Origin of the sequence: Coprococcus sp. AF16-5, assembly GCF_003479365.1 — a bacterium.
Lineage (GTDB): Bacteria > Bacillota > Clostridia > Lachnospirales > Lachnospiraceae > Coprococcus > Coprococcus aceti.
On record NZ_QUGZ01000001.1, the window covers coordinates 76,168 to 91,771 of the forward strand.

At 45.0% G+C, this 15,604-nt stretch carries 15 protein-coding genes and 1 pseudogene; 14 read left to right on the plus strand and 2 right to left on the minus strand.

All coding sequences use genetic code 11. The features are described from left to right. The first annotated feature begins 1 nt into the window (after window position 1). The 14 genes and pseudogenes from nadC (at window position 2) to DWW70_RS00340 (ending at window position 13,308) form a co-directional block, all read left to right on the plus strand. Complete coding sequence (gene nadC, locus DWW70_RS00275; RefSeq protein ID WP_118649068.1) at window positions 2-856, plus strand: carboxylating nicotinate-nucleotide diphosphorylase; 855 nt, start codon at window positions 2-4, stop codon at window positions 854-856. Between the two features lies 1 nt (window position 857). Further along, window positions 858-1,382 carry a transcription repressor NadR gene (locus DWW70_RS00280; RefSeq protein WP_022058290.1) on the plus strand — a complete coding sequence of 175 codons (525 nt, stop codon included), beginning with the start codon at window positions 858-860 and terminating at the stop codon, window positions 1,380-1,382. A gap of 25 nt (window positions 1,383-1,407) precedes the next feature. Next, window positions 1,408-2,322, plus strand: a complete 915-nt coding sequence (nadA, locus tag DWW70_RS00285; RefSeq protein WP_118017434.1) for a quinolinate synthase NadA — start codon at window positions 1,408-1,410, stop codon at window positions 2,320-2,322. A gap of 21 nt (window positions 2,323-2,343) precedes the next feature. Further along, a pseudogene (locus DWW70_RS00290) lies at window positions 2,344-2,553 on the plus strand (beta-galactosidase); the annotation flags it as partial. A 135-nt stretch (window positions 2,554-2,688) separates the two neighbouring features. Continuing rightward, window positions 2,689-3,561: an aldose 1-epimerase family protein gene (locus tag DWW70_RS00295; RefSeq protein ID WP_015534791.1), complete on the plus strand. Its 873-nt coding sequence runs from the start codon at window positions 2,689-2,691 to the stop codon at window positions 3,559-3,561. A 234-nt stretch (window positions 3,562-3,795) separates the two neighbouring features. Further along, complete coding sequence (locus DWW70_RS00300) at window positions 3,796-4,116, plus strand: PadR family transcriptional regulator (RefSeq protein WP_117549107.1); 321 nt, start codon at window positions 3,796-3,798, stop codon at window positions 4,114-4,116. Further along, complete coding sequence (locus tag DWW70_RS00305) at window positions 4,109-4,702, plus strand: DUF1700 domain-containing protein (protein ID WP_118649069.1); 594 nt, start codon at window positions 4,109-4,111, stop codon at window positions 4,700-4,702. The genes DWW70_RS00300 and DWW70_RS00305 overlap by 8 nt, the downstream gene beginning before the upstream one ends. Window positions 4,703-4,704: 2 nt before the next feature. Then, window positions 4,705-5,649 (plus strand): DUF4097 family beta strand repeat-containing protein, encoded by a 945-nt coding sequence (locus tag DWW70_RS00310; RefSeq protein ID WP_118649070.1) that lies wholly within the window; start codon window positions 4,705-4,707, stop codon window positions 5,647-5,649. A gap of 208 nt (window positions 5,650-5,857) precedes the next feature. After that, window positions 5,858-7,003, plus strand: coding sequence for a PrsW family intramembrane metalloprotease (locus tag DWW70_RS00315; RefSeq protein ID WP_118649071.1), 1,146 nt, complete (start codon window positions 5,858-5,860; stop codon window positions 7,001-7,003). A gap of 30 nt (window positions 7,004-7,033) precedes the next feature. Continuing rightward, window positions 7,034-8,323, plus strand: coding sequence for a dihydroorotase (locus DWW70_RS00320; protein ID WP_117874285.1), 1,290 nt, complete (start codon window positions 7,034-7,036; stop codon window positions 8,321-8,323). A 51-nt stretch (window positions 8,324-8,374) separates the two neighbouring features. Beyond that, window positions 8,375-8,668, plus strand: a complete 294-nt coding sequence (locus tag DWW70_RS00325; RefSeq protein WP_015534784.1) for an acylphosphatase — start codon at window positions 8,375-8,377, stop codon at window positions 8,666-8,668. Between the two features lie 29 nt (window positions 8,669-8,697). Further along, a complete protein-coding gene (locus DWW70_RS00330) occupies window positions 8,698-9,630 on the plus strand; it encodes a GTP-binding protein (RefSeq protein ID WP_117874284.1) in 933 nt (310 codons plus the stop codon). A gap of 28 nt (window positions 9,631-9,658) precedes the next feature. Continuing rightward, entirely contained in the window at window positions 9,659-11,479 is a 1,821-nt protein-coding gene (locus DWW70_RS00335) for a hypothetical protein (RefSeq protein WP_118649072.1), read from the plus strand. 38 nt (window positions 11,480-11,517) lie between these two features. Continuing rightward, a complete protein-coding gene (locus tag DWW70_RS00340; RefSeq protein WP_118649073.1) occupies window positions 11,518-13,308 on the plus strand; it encodes a DUF4153 domain-containing protein in 1,791 nt (596 codons plus the stop codon). Window positions 13,309-13,397: 89 nt separating this feature from the next. Here DWW70_RS00340 and DWW70_RS00345 read toward each other — a convergent pair whose 3' ends face one another. Both DWW70_RS00345 and DWW70_RS00350 read right to left on the minus strand, forming a co-directional pair. Next, entirely contained in the window at window positions 13,398-14,015 is a 618-nt protein-coding gene (locus tag DWW70_RS00345; RefSeq protein WP_118649074.1) for a TerD family protein, read from the minus strand. A gap of 17 nt (window positions 14,016-14,032) precedes the next feature. Further along, the gene (locus tag DWW70_RS00350; protein ID WP_118649075.1) at window positions 14,033-15,478 is read right to left on the minus strand and encodes a sodium:proton antiporter; all 1,446 of its coding nucleotides are present in this window, start codon (window positions 15,476-15,478) and stop codon (window positions 14,033-14,035) included. Window positions 15,479-15,604: the final 126 nt, after the last annotated feature.

Here is a 15,604-nt window from a genome sequence, read left to right on the forward strand (position 1 = left end):
AATGAATCAGATAACAATGAAATTGAATGCGGACAAGCTTATAATGATGGCTTTACAGGAGGATATCACAAGTGAGGATGTATCCACAAATGCGGTGATGCCAAAGGCACAGAAAGGAAAAGTAGACCTGATATGCAAGCAGGATGGAATCATTGCAGGACTTGATGTATATGCAAGAGTATTTACACTCTTAGATGACAGCACTGAGGTTGAGTTCTTCTGCAAAGATGGCGATGAGGTGAAGGCTGGCCAGCTTATGGGAATTGTGACTGGTGATATCAGGGTTCTTCTCTCTGGCGAGAGGGTTGCGCTTAATTACCTGCAGCGTATGAGTGGTATAGCTACATATACCCATGAGGTTGCAGAACTTCTTAAAGGAAGCAAGACTACTCTGCTGGATACCAGAAAGACTACGCCTAATTGTCGGATATTTGAGAAGTATGCAGTCAGAGTCGGCGGAGGCTGCAATCACAGATACAATTTGTCGGATGGAGTATTGCTTAAGGATAATCATATAGGCGCTGCGGGAAGTATAAGCAATGCAGTGAGAATGGCAAAGGAGTATGCGCCATTTGTCCGCAAGATAGAGGTTGAAGTTGAGACACTGGATCAGGTAAAAGAGGCTGTTGAAGCGGGAGCCGATATCATTATGCTTGACAATATGACAACGGATCAGATGAGAGCTGCGATTGATTTGATCGATGGACGTGCGGAGACAGAATGTTCAGGCAATGTTACAAAAGAGAACATAGAGAGACTGATATCATTGGGAGTGGATTATATATCAAGCGGTGCGCTTACACACAGCTCACCTATAATGGATATATCGATGAAAAATCTTCATGCGGAGGAATAAAGTGAAGGCAAAAGAGAGAAGGGAAAGGATACTTGACATTGTGAAGAATTCAGATGTCCCTGTTCCGGCAAATAAGCTTGCGTCAGAATTCGATGTCAGTAGACAGATAATAGTGCAGGACATTGCAGTGATCAGGGCGGCTGATGATGGCATAATTGCAACTAACAGGGGTTATATATACAAGAATGAATCAAAATGTCAGAGAGAGTTTAAAGTAAAACACGGTTATGACAGGACTGAGGAAGAACTCACGATCATAGTTGATTATGGCGGTGTTGTAAAGAATGTAAGTATAAGTCATACGGTGTACAATCGTGTTACTGCAAAGATGAATATTGCTTCCAGATACGACGTGGCAAAATTTATGAAAAAATTGGAAAACAGCCAGTCGTCCCTGCTTGGAAATGCTACGAACGGATATCATTACCATCTGATAGAGGCTCCAAGTGAAGAGATCCTGGACAACATAGAGCAGAAGCTCGATGAGACAGGCTTCCTTGTTCCGTGGCAGGAGTGGGAGAAATAATACAAAATGATTTGGAGAGAATAAAATGACGATAAAAGAGATACAGGAAGAGATAATCAGACTGAAGAAAGAGAAAGATTTCTGCATACTGGCACATGCTTATCAGGGACATGAGATTCTTGAAGTTGCAGATTATATGGGAGATTCATATGGACTTAGCGTAGAGGCGAGCAAGGATTCCCGCAAAAATATAATAATGTGTGGTGTGCGTTTTATGGCAGAGACATGTAAGATATTGTCCCCTGATAAGAATGTGTATCTGCCTAACCCTGAAGCCGGATGTCCGATGGCTGAGCAGATGAATCTTGAAATGCTGGATGAGATGAAGAAGAAGTATCCGGGATATGCGGTTGTCGCCTATATAAATACGACATCTGAATTGAAAACTGCCTGTGATGTATGTGTGACATCCTCATCAGCAGTGCAGATCTGCAGCAAGCTTGATAACGACAAGATTCTTTTTATTCCAGATCCGAATCTTGGAAACTATGTTCAAAAGCAGATGCCGGAAAAGGAATTTGCATTTTTTAACGGCGGATGTCCTAGACATCTTGCGGTTACCCTAGATGATGCTTTGAAGGCAAAAGAGTTACATCCACATGCGGAACTTCTTGTCCATCCTGAGTGCAGGCCGGATGTAGTTGCAGAGGCTGATTATGTAGGTTCAACCACAGGAATTATGGCATATGCCAGAAAGTCAGAGAAAAAAGAATTTATCATCGGTACAGAGCACAGTATTGTGGAGCATCTTCAGTATGAGTGCCCTGACAAAATGTTCTATCCAATTTCTTCAAAGCTGATGTGCCATAATATGAAACTTACTACCCTGGTTGACATATTGAATGTATTAAAGGGCACAGGTGGCGAAGAGATAGTCCTTTCTGATGAGGTGATGGAGGGAGCTTCCCGCTGCATCAACAGAATGATCGCGCTTGGATAACGAGGTGAGGATTATTATCCAGAGCAGTGGGACATATCCATGATCGATGAGGATATGGACAATATCGTAGAGCTTGGATGCAATGTCATCCGTATAGCGGAGTTTGCATGGCATATCATGGAAAAAACGTAGGGGCAGTATGACTTTTCGTTCTTCGATCATGTCATCAGCAAGGCAAAGGAGAAGGGGCTTCATGTGATACTTGGAACTCCGACAGCGACTATTGCTTAATTATATAAAATACGGTTGCTTATTAGTTCATTTAGCGACCGTATTTTTTTGTACCTGTGTTATAATGTTATAAAAGTGTATAATATTATTTGCAAATTATGATCAGCCAGACTGGCTGGAGTATAGGAGGACATGATGGGTATTGTTGAATTAAAAAATGATAAGATTGCTATAAAGGTGAATACTCACGGTGCTGAGCTTGTGAGCCTGAAGAGTATCGAGACAGACAGAGAATACATGTGGTGCGGTGATGCTGAGTATTGGGGAAGAGTTTCTCCTGTGCTGTTTCCATTTGTGGGAAAGCTCGAAGGACAGCGTTACAGACATAACGGGGTGGTTTATGAGAATATACCTCAGCACGGATTTGCAAGGGACAGCGAGTTTGTAGTGGGTGGCCAGACTGGTGATACACTGCTGTTTGTGCTTGAGAAGAATGATACATGGCAGAAGAGCTATCCGTTTGATTTCAGTCTTTGTATAGGATACAGACTTGAAGGTTCATCTGTACATGTTATGTGGACCGTTGTGAATGAGGGAACTGACACGATTCATTTTTCTATCGGTGCCCATCCTGCATTTGCATGTGAGGGAGGCATCGGCGGTTATTCTCTGGATATGCACACAGGTAAGAACGAGATTGAATGTGGTCTTTTGACAGCAAATGGAGTTCTTGGAGATAGAACAGTTACGCACAGACTGACAGATGGAGTCTTAAAGCTGCGTGATGAGATGTTTGATGAGGATGCCCTGATCATGGATGGTAAGGGTATAAATACGATTACATTAAGGAACTCATCTGATGCGCCGGTTTTGCAGTTGAGATTTGATGTGCCGCAGATAGGCATATGGTCTCCTGCAAAGAAACATGCGCCATTTGTCTGCATAGAGCCTTGGTTTGGCAGGTGTGACCGCGAGGGATATGACGGAGATCTGGCGGACCGTGAGTATTCAAACAGTCTTGAGGCTGGCCATTCGTTCAGCAAGGAGTATGTCATCGACATACTATAATGGAAAACATATCATGTGTCAGATTAAGATATAGCAGAATATAATTTGTAAGCAGGGCGGGACATCCCATTGGTGAGATGTCCCGCCCTGTTTGTTATGTTTCATATACATTAATGTAGAATCTATGTAAAAGGTGCCTGACCCCATTGTTGTTCCTTTTTGTAGAGTGCTGAAAATACTACTTGACATATGATACTATGTGACGTATAGTATACTGCGTAAGGAGGTATAGCGATGGATATACAATTGAAGAGAGGGATGCTCGACGTGTGTGTGCTTGCGGCCATCAAGGACGAGGATTCCTATGGATATCAGATCATCAAAGATATGAAGCCGTATGTGACGATATCAGAGTCCACACTCTATCCTATCCTCAGAAGACTTGAGGCGGGAGCACTGCTCACGGTTCATTCCGTGGAGCATAACGGAAGACTCAGAAAGTATTATCATATTACGGATGCCGGAAGAGCCAGGATAGAAGAGTTCAAGGAAGAGTGGAAAGAACTGGAATCCATATACAGATTTATTGTGAAGGAGGAAGTCAGAGATGAATAAACAGGAATATCTGGAGGCAATAAGAAGCAGGATCAGTGCGATGCCGGCCGATGATGTGAACAGGTTTATGGATTATTACAGTGAGATGATAGATGACCGTGTGGAAGACGGCCTTTCCGAGGAGGAGGCTGTGGCGGATATGGGATCTCCGGAGGCTGCTGTGGAGCAGATACTTGAGGAGATGCCGCTCACGAAGCTTGTGAAGGAGAAGATCAAGCCAAAGCACGAGCTCAAGGCATGGGAGGTCATACTCATAGTACTTGGTTCTCCGGTGTGGATACCACTTCTCATTACAGCGGCGGTATTGTTGCTCACACTGTGGATAGTTGCATTTGCACTTCTTATATCATTCTATGCGGTAGTGCTCAGCTTTGTGGTTGCGGGAATAGGCGGACTGATATGTGCCATACCGCTGTTCATAGCCAACAGCCCATACACAGCAGTTCTCATGCTTGGAGCAGCACTCATTGGAATAGGTATAGCGATACTGTTTGTTGTATCCGTCAAACCTGTTACGGTTGGTATATTTAAGGTCTGCAAGGCCAGTGTGAATGGTATAAAGAGAATGTTTGTAAAGGAGAAATAGGCATGAGTAGAACAAAGAAAGCTGTTATAGCTGCATCGATCATGATCGTGGCTGGAATTATCACTGTGATCTCAGCACTTGTTGTAAATGGATTCAGATGGCCGAATGTGACAGTTAACCTGGCACACATGACATCGGAGCCGGTTAATTACGTAAAGAAGACTGTTGATATAAAAGATAAATTCACTGCAATTGATGTAAAAAGCGCATCAGATGTGGATGTTGCCGTGAAGAAGGCGAGTGGAGATACAAGTTATGTGGAGTATTATGACTGCGAGAATCTGACACATCATGTAGATATATCAGATGGCGTGCTCAGGATAACCGCAGATGACAGTAGAAACGCGGCATTTAACATTTCCATTGGTATGTACTCTGGAGCATGGCCGTCCGTGACGGTGTATCTGGCCGGCACGGAGTACGATGATTTGAAGATCGTGACCAGCAGCGGTGACATGGATATGGAATATTATCTGGCAATAGGCAATATCGATATAGAGGCCGCCAGCGGCGATGTGATCGTAAAGGGGGTAAATGCAGATGCTCTGACAGTGGCGACCAGCAGTGGTGACATTAAGCTTGACAGTGTATCGTCAAAGGATACAAGAATATCAGCAAACAGTGGTGACGTCAGTCTTGGTGATGTGGTGATGGATAATATTGATCTGAAGACCGCCAGTGGCAATATCACATCTGGCAGTATAAAGGCAAAACGTATAAACGGTCGTGCGTCAAGTGGTGACGTAATGATTAGAGACTGTGATGCTTCTGAGATCAATGTCGTGACAACCAGTGGTGATGTATCGATCGGTATTGGCTCAGAAATGAAGTATGAATACAATACAAAGACATCCAGCGGTGATGTAAATGTACCGGACTCGGTTGAGGGAGCAGATGGAAAGTGCAATATTGAGACTAGTAGCGGAGATATTGATGTCACACAGTAAGTCGTAACTGAATACATTTGAAAATTGGTTCAAGGCAGGTCTTCTGAAATGGAATGACCTGCCTTGAGTTGTATTTAGGCTAAATTAAAGTTAATTAATGAAATAAAATGTCGGTAAAGGCCTCTGCTTATTGTGGATTCACGCTAAAAATGGTATCTTTAATATGTATATATATCTATACGGAAGAAAATATCAGGGAGAGTAAAGGATGAGTGCATTTGCATTGAGACTTGCAGTATTACCTTCGGTGTTACTGCTGTTATTTGTAGTCAGAAGAAATAAGAATAGCAGGGATCCAATGAGCCTGCTAGTATGGCTTGCGGTTCTGGGAGCTGTCAGCACGATACCGGCAGTAGTCGTGGAGCTGGTTGGGGGCGTATTGTTATACTACATGGGATTGGAATCCGGAACGGCGGTTTATGAGCTGGTCAACTGCTTCTTTATAGTGGCGATGATCGAGGAACTGGGCAAATTCCTTGGAATGTTAATACTTACATGGAAAAATAAGAACTTTGACCACAGCTATGACGGCGTTATATATGGCGTGTGCTCGTCGCTCGGATTTGCAACACTGGAGAATATCCTGTATGTATTCCAGGGTGGAATAGGACTCGGAATCCTGAGGGCTGTGACAGCAATCCCACTTCACTGCTCATGCGGCGTTATCATGGGATATTTCTACTCAAAGGCGAGAGAGAATGCGAACAAGGGCGAGGGTGCCGCAGGCAATATGCTGATAGCGTATTTTAGTACCATGGGAATACACGGACTGTATGATTTTGTGTTGTCGATTGATGACACCAGCGTGATCCTGTGCATACTGGTTCTGATCCTGTCTGTGGTTTTGATGTTCCTGCTCATATCCCATGCGGCAAAGAACGATCATATCATAGCGGTAAATCCTATATGGGTGAATCCGTATAACTTCAGATATATACCTATGCGTGGATACAATCAGCCAAATATGTACGGGCAGAACATGCAGTACAATCAGCTAAATGTATATGGCCAGAGGCAGAACAACATATGGACAAATGCATACGGACAGACGGGACAGTACAATAATCAGCAGAGTGGCTATGGCAGGCAGCCTCGGTATTGCCAGCAGAATGGTTACGGTCAGCGGCCGGGGCAGTACAACCAGCCGGGCAGCTATACTCAACAGCCAGGACAGTACAATCAGCCGTCAAGTGGCTATGGTCAGCCACAGCGGTACGATCAGCAGAATGGCTACAGCCAGCAGATCCAGTATGGCTGGCAGTCACAGCAGAATAATCAGTATAGCGGCTACGGTCAGCAGCCACATTACGGTCAGTCATCACAGTATGATCCGCAGAACACATACAGACAGTAATAAAATATTTATATAGAGGAGAACAGGCAAATGTTATTGATAAAGAATGGAAGAGTCATTGATCCGGTCACCCATACAGACGAGGTCATGGATGTGCTCATCGACGGCAATCACATAGTTAAGACAGGATACGATCTGGAGGCAGAGGGTGCGGAGGTCATCGATGCAGATGGACTTGTAGTTGCACCGGGACTGGTAGACACTCATGTACACTTCCGCGATCCGGGATTTACGTACAAGGAAGACATCGAGACAGGTGCCGCCGCCGCTGCAAGAGGAGGCTTCACGATGGTGGTATGTATGGCGAATACAAAGCCGGCGGTGGATAACCTTGAGACTCTCAAGTATATACAGGATAAAGGTGCAAAGACCGGAATACATGTAGTTCAGACAGCCACAGTCACAAAGGGCCTTGCTGGCAAGGAACTCGTGGACATGGACAGTCTTGCGGCTGCAGGTGCAGCAGGATTTACCGATGACGGAATCCCAATCATGGATGAGAAGCTTCTTCTTGAGGCTATGGAGAAGGCAAGGGATCTTGATCTTCCGGTGAGTCTTCATGAAGAGGATCCGCTGTTCATTGTACAGCCGGGAGTGAATCAGGGAAAAGTATCAGAAAAGCTTGGATACGGCGGTGCATCCCGCACAGCGGAGGATATTATGGTTGCAAGGGACTGCGTCCTTGCACTTCACACAGGTGCATCAGTGTGCATACAGCATATAAGCTCAGGCAATTCCGTGGATATAGTGAGAACTGCAAAGAAGCTTGGAGCGGACGTACATGCGGAGGCAACTCCACATCATTTCACCCTTATAGAGGATGCTGTGTTGAAGTACGGAACCATGGCGCGTATGAATCCTCCACTCAGAACCGAGAAAGACAGAAGACAGATTATAGAGGGAATACAGGATGGCACAATAGATATGATAGTGACGGATCACGCCCCGCACAGCAGTGAGGAGAAGGCGAGACCGCTTGACAAGGCGCCAAGTGGAATAACAGGGCTTGAGACATCTCTTGCCCTTGGAATATATTCCCTTGTACAGCCTGGATATATCTCACTCATGAAGCTCATGGAACTAATGAGCAGGAATCCTGCAGAATTTTACCGCATGGAACCGGGCAAGATAGCAGAGGGAGCTCCTGCGGATATAGTCATATTTGGCGAGAATGAGCAGTGGACAGTGAACAGCTTTGCGTCAAAGGCATCCAACAGTCCATTTGCCGGATGGACTCTCCCGGGAAGGGTTCACTATACAATCTGTGGCGGAAATATCGTGTATGACGCAGAAAAGTACGATGCTGAACATGATGTGTAAGATGCGGGCAGCAGGATATAAAATGTAAGATATGAGAAGATCATAACAGAGATGGGACATATAGATATGGACAAGATAAGACGACATTATACATTCAGAGGAAGAGTGCAGGGAGTTGGCTTCAGATACAGGGCGAGCTATGCTGCATCCATGTACGGAGTCACCGGCTGGGTGTGCAACAGATATGATGATTCTGTTGAGATGGAGGCTCAGGGGCTGCCTGAGGCTATAGACAAGGTGATAGCAGTTCTCAGAAATGACAGATATATATTTATAGAGGATATGGATGTCAGGGAGATACCTCTGGAGAATGACAGCGGATTTCATGTGAGATCAAGCTGGTAACGCGCGTAGATAATAAGGAGAGTGGACATATGGTAAAGATAGATTTGATAACGGGCTTTCTGGGCTCAGGCAAGACGACATTTATTAAGAAGTATGTGAGCTACCTTGTTGGCAAAGGATATAATGTCGGAATCCTTGAAAATGATTATGGTGCAGTCAACGTGGACATGATGCTTCTTCAGGATGTGATGGGCGAGAACTGTCATGCTGAGATGGTGGCAGGTGGCTGCGGCGAGGACTGTCACAAGAGAAGGTTCAAGACAAAGCTCATAGCGATGGGGATGAGCGGCTATGACAGAGTCATTGTTGAGCCGTCCGGAATATTTGATGTGGATGAATTCTTTGACGTCCTCCACGAGGAGCCACTTGACAGATGGTATGAGGTGGGAAGCATCATTTCCATAGTCGATGCCGGACTTGACCGGGATATGAGCAGACAGTCCAGATATGTGCTTGCGTCTGAGGTTGCGAACTGTGGAACTCTGGTGATGAGCAAGGTTCAGGATGCATCGGAGGATGAGAAGAGGAGCACAATAGAATATATCAATGAAGTGCTCACCGAATTTCAGTGTAAGCGTCAGTTCTGCGATGATGTTCTGGAGAAGAACTGGGATGATTTCACGGACGATGACTTTGAAGGTTTTATGTCAACCGGATACAAATTAAACGACTATGTAAAATTATGGTTCAAACAAAGTGATGTGTTTAACTCGGTATATATCATGAATAAGGTCATGCCTCAGGAGCGGCTTGAGACGATAGTCAGGGATATATTTGCGGATAAGGAATGCGGAGATGTCTTTAGAATCAAGGGTTTTCTCCCTGTAAATGACACCGGATGGATAGAGCTCAACGCCACGGCAAAAAAGACCGAGGTGAGACCTATAGAGAACGGGCAGGAGATCATAATTGTGATCGGCTCGAATTTGGTGGAGGACAAAATAAAACGGTACTTTGAGTAAAGAGGCTGATGGACAGGAGCGGATTTTCATGACAGACAGGGCTAAGAAATTGAACAGAGAAGAGAAGCTTCAACTTCAGGCTGAAAAGCTGAAAGAACAGGCACAGATAGATCTTGAGGGATACGTTATGTGTCGTTCTGCACTCAGGGCGACCAGAACGGATCTTCATGAGGAGTCGGAACGGTATGACAGACTTAGGGAAGAATATGAAGAGCTGAAGAACAGACGCGCGCCGTACAAGGTGCTGTTCTATAAACGCAGAAGGATCAGAAAGTGTAAAAAGCACATAAAGGAGCTGGGAAGGGCAAAGAAACGTCTGCGCAAACAGATGAAGGAACATCGTGAGGGTGTCAGACGAAGAACTGTTACCAACACATTTGCATTTGTTGCAGCGCTTGCGATGTTCGCCATGATGGCGTGGAGGATATGGCAGCTCGCACAGGGTGTGTACTATATGGCATTTTACAGAAATGGTGAGGCCCTTGAGATAACGGCTGTTGCTGTGCTCAGGCAGCTCCTGCTTGTGGCGTGCATCGTATATGGCCTTGTGGTTGTATGGCAGTCACTGCAGGTGTGGGGCATGAAGCGGGAAGGCTGGAATGGTGTAATAAGAATTAAGGTGAAACAGAAGGCCTACTGGATTATGATGATAGGCGTACCGCTTCAGATAGTCAGCCATGGAGATATGCTGACGAATGCCATGATGCTTATAACCATAATAAGTCAGATGGTCATGGCGGCACTTTTGTCGACAGTCCAGTCGAGAAGGATACTTGTGAAGATATTTGCATGGTGTTATGTCGGGGGAATCTGCGTGATATGGCTGTATGGCGGAGTGTACTGCAGAAACTTCGAGATATCGGGAAATGATTCCGGAACCAGCACCTATGCGGTTGACAACAAGTCGAATTTTTCGCAGATATGGGAGATGTCGACTGAACCGGAATTCTATCATATGGGTATGTATGCCCAGAACAGGGATACCGATTATGGCATGATGATCATTCCGGGTCTTGCGTATGCTGATACGATAGGCAGTGAGTCGAGGGAGATAGAGAACTGCACGTCCATGACGCCACAGGGGCTGGCAGTTACGAAGAAGTATACATTTGTCAGTGCATATTGCAAGACGAAGAAACACAAATCTGTGATATTTGTTCTTGATACACAGACCGGGGAATATATTAAAACACTGGTTCTCAAGGACACGACACATGCCGGAGGACTTGCGTATGATACGAAGAATAATGTGCTGTGGGTTTCCTCGTATATGATCGATGAGGATGAGGACAGGAGCAGGAAGGCATCCATATCATGTCTTACGCTGGACTCCATAGAGAAATACGATGTGGCTCAGGGAAAGCCGATAAAATACAGGAACACATGTAGCGTCATGTTCCCTGCAACGTCATTTATCACGATATATGACGGACATATATATGCGGGCTACTGGCGAAAGGATAAGAACAGCTACAGCATGGCAGCCAGCTACGAGATCGTAAATGGCGGCACCGCCATATCCTCGGAGGAGGACGAGGCTTTCTATATACCAGGAAGGGTGCAGGGGCTTCAGGTGTACAAAAATGAGATAATATTCTCTATATCATATGGTATAGATGAATCCAGAATAGAGGTATACGATACAGATATAGGTAAGCTGTCCAGTGTGAATTACAGCACAGAGACACCGAGACAGGTGGTTAAGCTTCCGCAGAAGCTGGAGCAGATATATTCGTATAATGGCAAATTATACTGCCTGTTCGAGTCTGCAAGTTTTGCCTACAGGCTGACAGCACCGGTGTGTATGGACAGGATCGTGGGGCTTGATGAGATGGCACTTGTAGAGTAGCTCAAAGTGGTTCAAGGTGAAAAAATGGAGGGTTTGGGATGAACGAACAGAATTTTAACAATGGAATGAATGGAGGCCCGGGGATGCCCCCGCCGCCACCGCAAGGGTATATGAACATGAATGGAGGCCCGGGGATGCCCCCGCCGCCACCGCAAGGGTATATGAACATGAATGGAGGCCCGGGGATGCCCCCGCCGCCACCGCAAGGGTATATGAACATGAATGGAGGCCCGGGGATGCCCCCGCCGCCACCTCAGGGTTATATGAACATGAATGCCAGACCGCCGCAGAGGAGAAATCCTGCGGTGTCTCCGAACAGATTCAGGATGTTTGGTATTCCGGTACTGGTATATGCGATCATATGTGCGGCATGTCTGTACAGCAACTGGTCGAGTATATTGTCGGCTGTGCTTTCGATAGTATCAATAGTGTTTATCAGTACATGCATGGTACGATATGAGAAGAACATTGGTGCAGACCGTGAGGCCATGACCACTGGAGCTGCGTTGTCGAAACAGAGTATACTGATCCCATATTATATTCTTGTGTTCATGATGTCGGTTGCCCTGAGTCTCACAGACGAGGGATATATCATATTTGGATGTAATGTGGGAATAATCGCTACAGAGATGTATGCGGTTATGACATACTTCAATGACACTGAAAAGCAGGGGATATTCAAGGGAATATTCTCATTTTTCGAGATGTTCTTTGGATCGATAGGGTATGTAAATATGCCATTTGCCGACAGAAAGGCGGAGCGTGAGATAACCGGCAAAAAGAGAAATTCCAAGCTGATGTACATACTTCTTGGATGTGTGATAGCACTTCCGATACTGGTGATCGTGCTCAATCTGCTGTCTTCGGCAGATCCTGTGTTTGCAAAGGTCATAAAGGACATATTTGGCAAACTGTTCTTCTCGTGGGATATAGTGAAGATAGTTCTGTTTGCCGCTGTGATATTCCTGTTTGTATATGGATTTATTGTCAAGGCGGGCCGCAGAGATCTTGGTGCAAATGCTCCGAAGGAGGGGCAGTACAATGCAGTGACAGGTATAACTATAACGATAGTGCTCACAGCGTTCTATCTGATATTTGCCGTTGTTCAGATAGTGTATCTGTTCATGAACAGCGCAGGACTTCCGGACGATATGACATACGCAGAGTATGCAAGACAGGGCTTCTTCCAGCTGCTCTTTGTAGCGGTTGTAAATGTGTGTATGGTGCTGATATTTAGTGCTATATTCAGAAAGAGTCTGGTGCTCAACGTGTCACTGCTCATGATGTGCATATGTACATATATAATGATTGCCTCATCAGCTGTGAGGCTGTCCATGTACATTGCGGAATATGATCTGACATACCTCAGAATAAATACCATATGGGCGCTGATAGTCACGTCTATAGTGATGCTCGGTGTTATCATAAGCCTGTTCTGGAGAAATATGCCGCTGTTCAGATACATATTTATGACGGTTCTTGTGATGTTCACGCTGTATGCATTTATCAGACCTGGCGCAGTGATAACGAGGTACAATATCAGTCAGGCACACGATGGCAATAAAGTGGATCTTGAGTATGTGATGGATATAGGTAATGACGGAGTTCCATATCTGATCGATTATTTCAGGGCAAAAGACATTACGCCCGAAATGGTCATGGAGGAAGTGATGTCGAAATATAGCGAGGACACCTACTACTGGAGAGACGACACGGTGGGAGAGAGGCTTGAGAAGATGCTTGAGGAGAATGATGACAAGGGCTATATCAGAAGCTTTAACTTCTCCAGATACAGAGCTTCAAAGACTATAGAGGATTATATAAAGTAGTGTAATATAGAATTATAGATCATAATAAAGAAAGCCCCAGTCTCCGGTGAAAATAAACCGGAGACTGGGGCTTTTCGCCATGTTAAATATTAGTCGTCATCTTCAGGAACATAATGTCTTGATGTGTAATACTCAAATATATCCTCGGACTTGTCGTATGGCAGGAACTGGGATCTCTCCCTTACAACCCACTCATCTCCATTGTGGAGAATCTCGCCGAATACATAGCAGTTATTGTGCTTTGCATCCTCACATGCCTTGAAGATGGCATCCTCACGAACATAGACCTTCTCGGTGTGCTTGCATTTGATCAGTGCAAATACGTTGTCCACCTCGGCCAGGCACTGCTTGTGAAGGTTACCGTTGTAGATGTAGAGGAAGAGGATGATCCTTCCAACATTCTCACCTCTGTCAAGGTAGATACGCATCTCCTCATCGATTCCTTCCTTCTCACCGGTCCTGTCATCGCCCTTCAGAACAACAGAATCGCTTCTGCTGTACTTGTGGCCCCAGAATACCAGCTCAGGGTCGGAACCATCGTTGTGTTCAACAATAGCTGCAAGATTGAGGTCATATGTGTCCTCTGATGTAGCACTCATGATATTGTCTATGGCAATCTTGATCTTTTTCTTGAGGTCGACCTTCTTGGCATCCCAGCCAATACCGACCGTAAGTTTATTATCACCTTTTACAACATATTCGTTCATACAAAAACCCCCTTAGATTACAAGAAGAATAATAATGTGTCTATGAAGAATGTTGGTACAAGAATAGCAACTGACCATACGAGGTAGCCTACAAATGAAGGCATCTTGATACCATTTTCTTCGGCTATTGAACGTACCATAAAGTTAGGTGCGTTTCCTATATAAGTGTTGGCTCCCATGAATACGGCACCGCAGGAGATAGCCATCAGCATGACCTGAGGAACTACACCCATAGCAGTGCTTATACCCTCTGTAAATCCACTTGAAGCAGCGGTGGTGAAGAATACAAGGTAGGTAGGTGTATTGTCAAGGAAACTTGATAAAAGTCCTGTCATCCAGAAGAACTGTGCCGGATGTGTAAGTCCGAGCTCAGAACCACGTGCCTTGAGGATCAGGAGTGCTGGGATCATAGTGATGAAGATACCTATGAACAGTATGGCAACCTCCTGTATAGCATCCCATGTAAAGTTGTTGGCCTTACGGACTTTCTTGCTCGTTGTCTTGAATGAGAGGAAAGCCGCTGCTAGCATGATCACAATCTCGATGATAGCAGCCCATGAGAGTGTTACGCCCTCACAGAAATTGATACCCTTTGCAAATGCAGGGAACTTCATAGGAAGAACACCGCTGAGGATAACTGCGCCTACGATCATTACAAGAAATATAATGTTGTGAGCGCCCTTAAGTCTGATTGGCTTTTTGGTATCCGTATCGAATACCGGCTTCTGTCTGCCGTCTGCGATATCCTTCTTGTACGCTCTTGTGTCGAGAAAGAAGAATACAGTCAGCAGGATGATGAGATTAACAACCATGACCTTTGCAAGTCTGAGACTCCAGAAGAAGTCAACACCATTCATGAATCCCATCAGAAGTGGAGGATCACCGACAGGGGTGAGACAGCCACCAATATTTGAAACGAGGAAGATGAAGAATACAATGATCTGAACCTTTCTTCGTCTCCATTTATTTGCCTTTATGATAGGTCTGATCATCAGCATACTTGCACCGGTAGTACCGATCCAGCTTGACAGCAGAGTACCTATCAGTAGAAGCAGAACATTGAGCTTAGGTGTTCCCACCAGGTCGCCTTCAAGAGATATATTGCCTGCCACACAGAACAGGGCAAAAAGCAATACAATGAAGGTGAGATAGTCACCGATCATTATCTCGAGCAATTGTTCGCCCATCGTACCAAAGCCATGGAATATGGCAAATGGAATTAAAAATAAAAGAGACCAGCCTGCAACAGCCCACTGTTTGTGTTTTTCCCACCACTCACCGGCGATAAGGGGCATAACAGCTATGCACAGAAGCATACACACAAATGGTATACACCATGTAAGTGGAAGCGTAGCACCGAGTGTTTCAGTACCGGATTCGCTGTCTGCCGCCAGGGCACTTGCCTGTGACAGTCCAAGAACTGAGATGACTGTACCGAGACCTAGAAATAACCTGTTTTTCATCGTTTTTGCCTCCTATTAATTATAATTGAAAAACCTTATCTATGCTAACAAAAATATGGTAAAAATTCAACGAAAAAAATCGAAACTTAACCATTTATTTTCCAGAACAAAAAAATAATAAGTATA

What these genes read in the sequence shown, in the direction of transcription:
- DWW70_RS00335 (WP_118649072.1), top strand. Translation starts at nt 9,659, where the DNA reads ATGACAGACAGGGCTAAGAAATTGAACAGAGAAGAGAAGCTTCAACTT.
- DWW70_RS00320 (WP_117874285.1), top strand. Translation starts at nt 7,034, where the DNA reads ATGTTATTGATAAAGAATGGAAGAGTCATTGATCCGGTCACCCATACA.
- DWW70_RS00305 (WP_118649069.1), top strand. Translation starts at nt 4,109, where the DNA reads ATGAATAAACAGGAATATCTGGAGGCAATAAGAAGCAGGATCAGTGCG.
- DWW70_RS00340 (WP_118649073.1), top strand. Translation starts at nt 11,518, where the DNA reads ATGAACGAACAGAATTTTAACAATGGAATGAATGGAGGCCCGGGGATG.
- DWW70_RS00325 (WP_015534784.1), top strand. Translation starts at nt 8,375, where the DNA reads ATGGGACATATAGATATGGACAAGATAAGACGACATTATACATTCAGA.
- DWW70_RS00350 (WP_118649075.1), bottom strand. Translation starts at nt 15,478, where the DNA reads ATGAAAAACAGGTTATTTCTAGGTCTCGGTACAGTCATCTCAGTTCTT.
- DWW70_RS00295 (WP_015534791.1), top strand. Translation starts at nt 2,689, where the DNA reads ATGGGTATTGTTGAATTAAAAAATGATAAGATTGCTATAAAGGTGAAT.
- DWW70_RS00345 (WP_118649074.1), bottom strand. Translation starts at nt 14,015, where the DNA reads ATGAACGAATATGTTGTAAAAGGTGATAATAAACTTACGGTCGGTATT.
- DWW70_RS00315 (WP_118649071.1), top strand. Translation starts at nt 5,858, where the DNA reads ATGAGTGCATTTGCATTGAGACTTGCAGTATTACCTTCGGTGTTACTG.
- nadA (WP_118017434.1), top strand. Translation starts at nt 1,408, where the DNA reads ATGACGATAAAAGAGATACAGGAAGAGATAATCAGACTGAAGAAAGAG.
- DWW70_RS00310 (WP_118649070.1), top strand. Translation starts at nt 4,705, where the DNA reads ATGAGTAGAACAAAGAAAGCTGTTATAGCTGCATCGATCATGATCGTG.
- nadC (WP_118649068.1), top strand. Translation starts at nt 2, where the DNA reads ATGAATCAGATAACAATGAAATTGAATGCGGACAAGCTTATAATGATG.
- DWW70_RS00330 (WP_117874284.1), top strand. Translation starts at nt 8,698, where the DNA reads ATGGTAAAGATAGATTTGATAACGGGCTTTCTGGGCTCAGGCAAGACG.
- DWW70_RS00300 (WP_117549107.1), top strand. Translation starts at nt 3,796, where the DNA reads ATGGATATACAATTGAAGAGAGGGATGCTCGACGTGTGTGTGCTTGCG.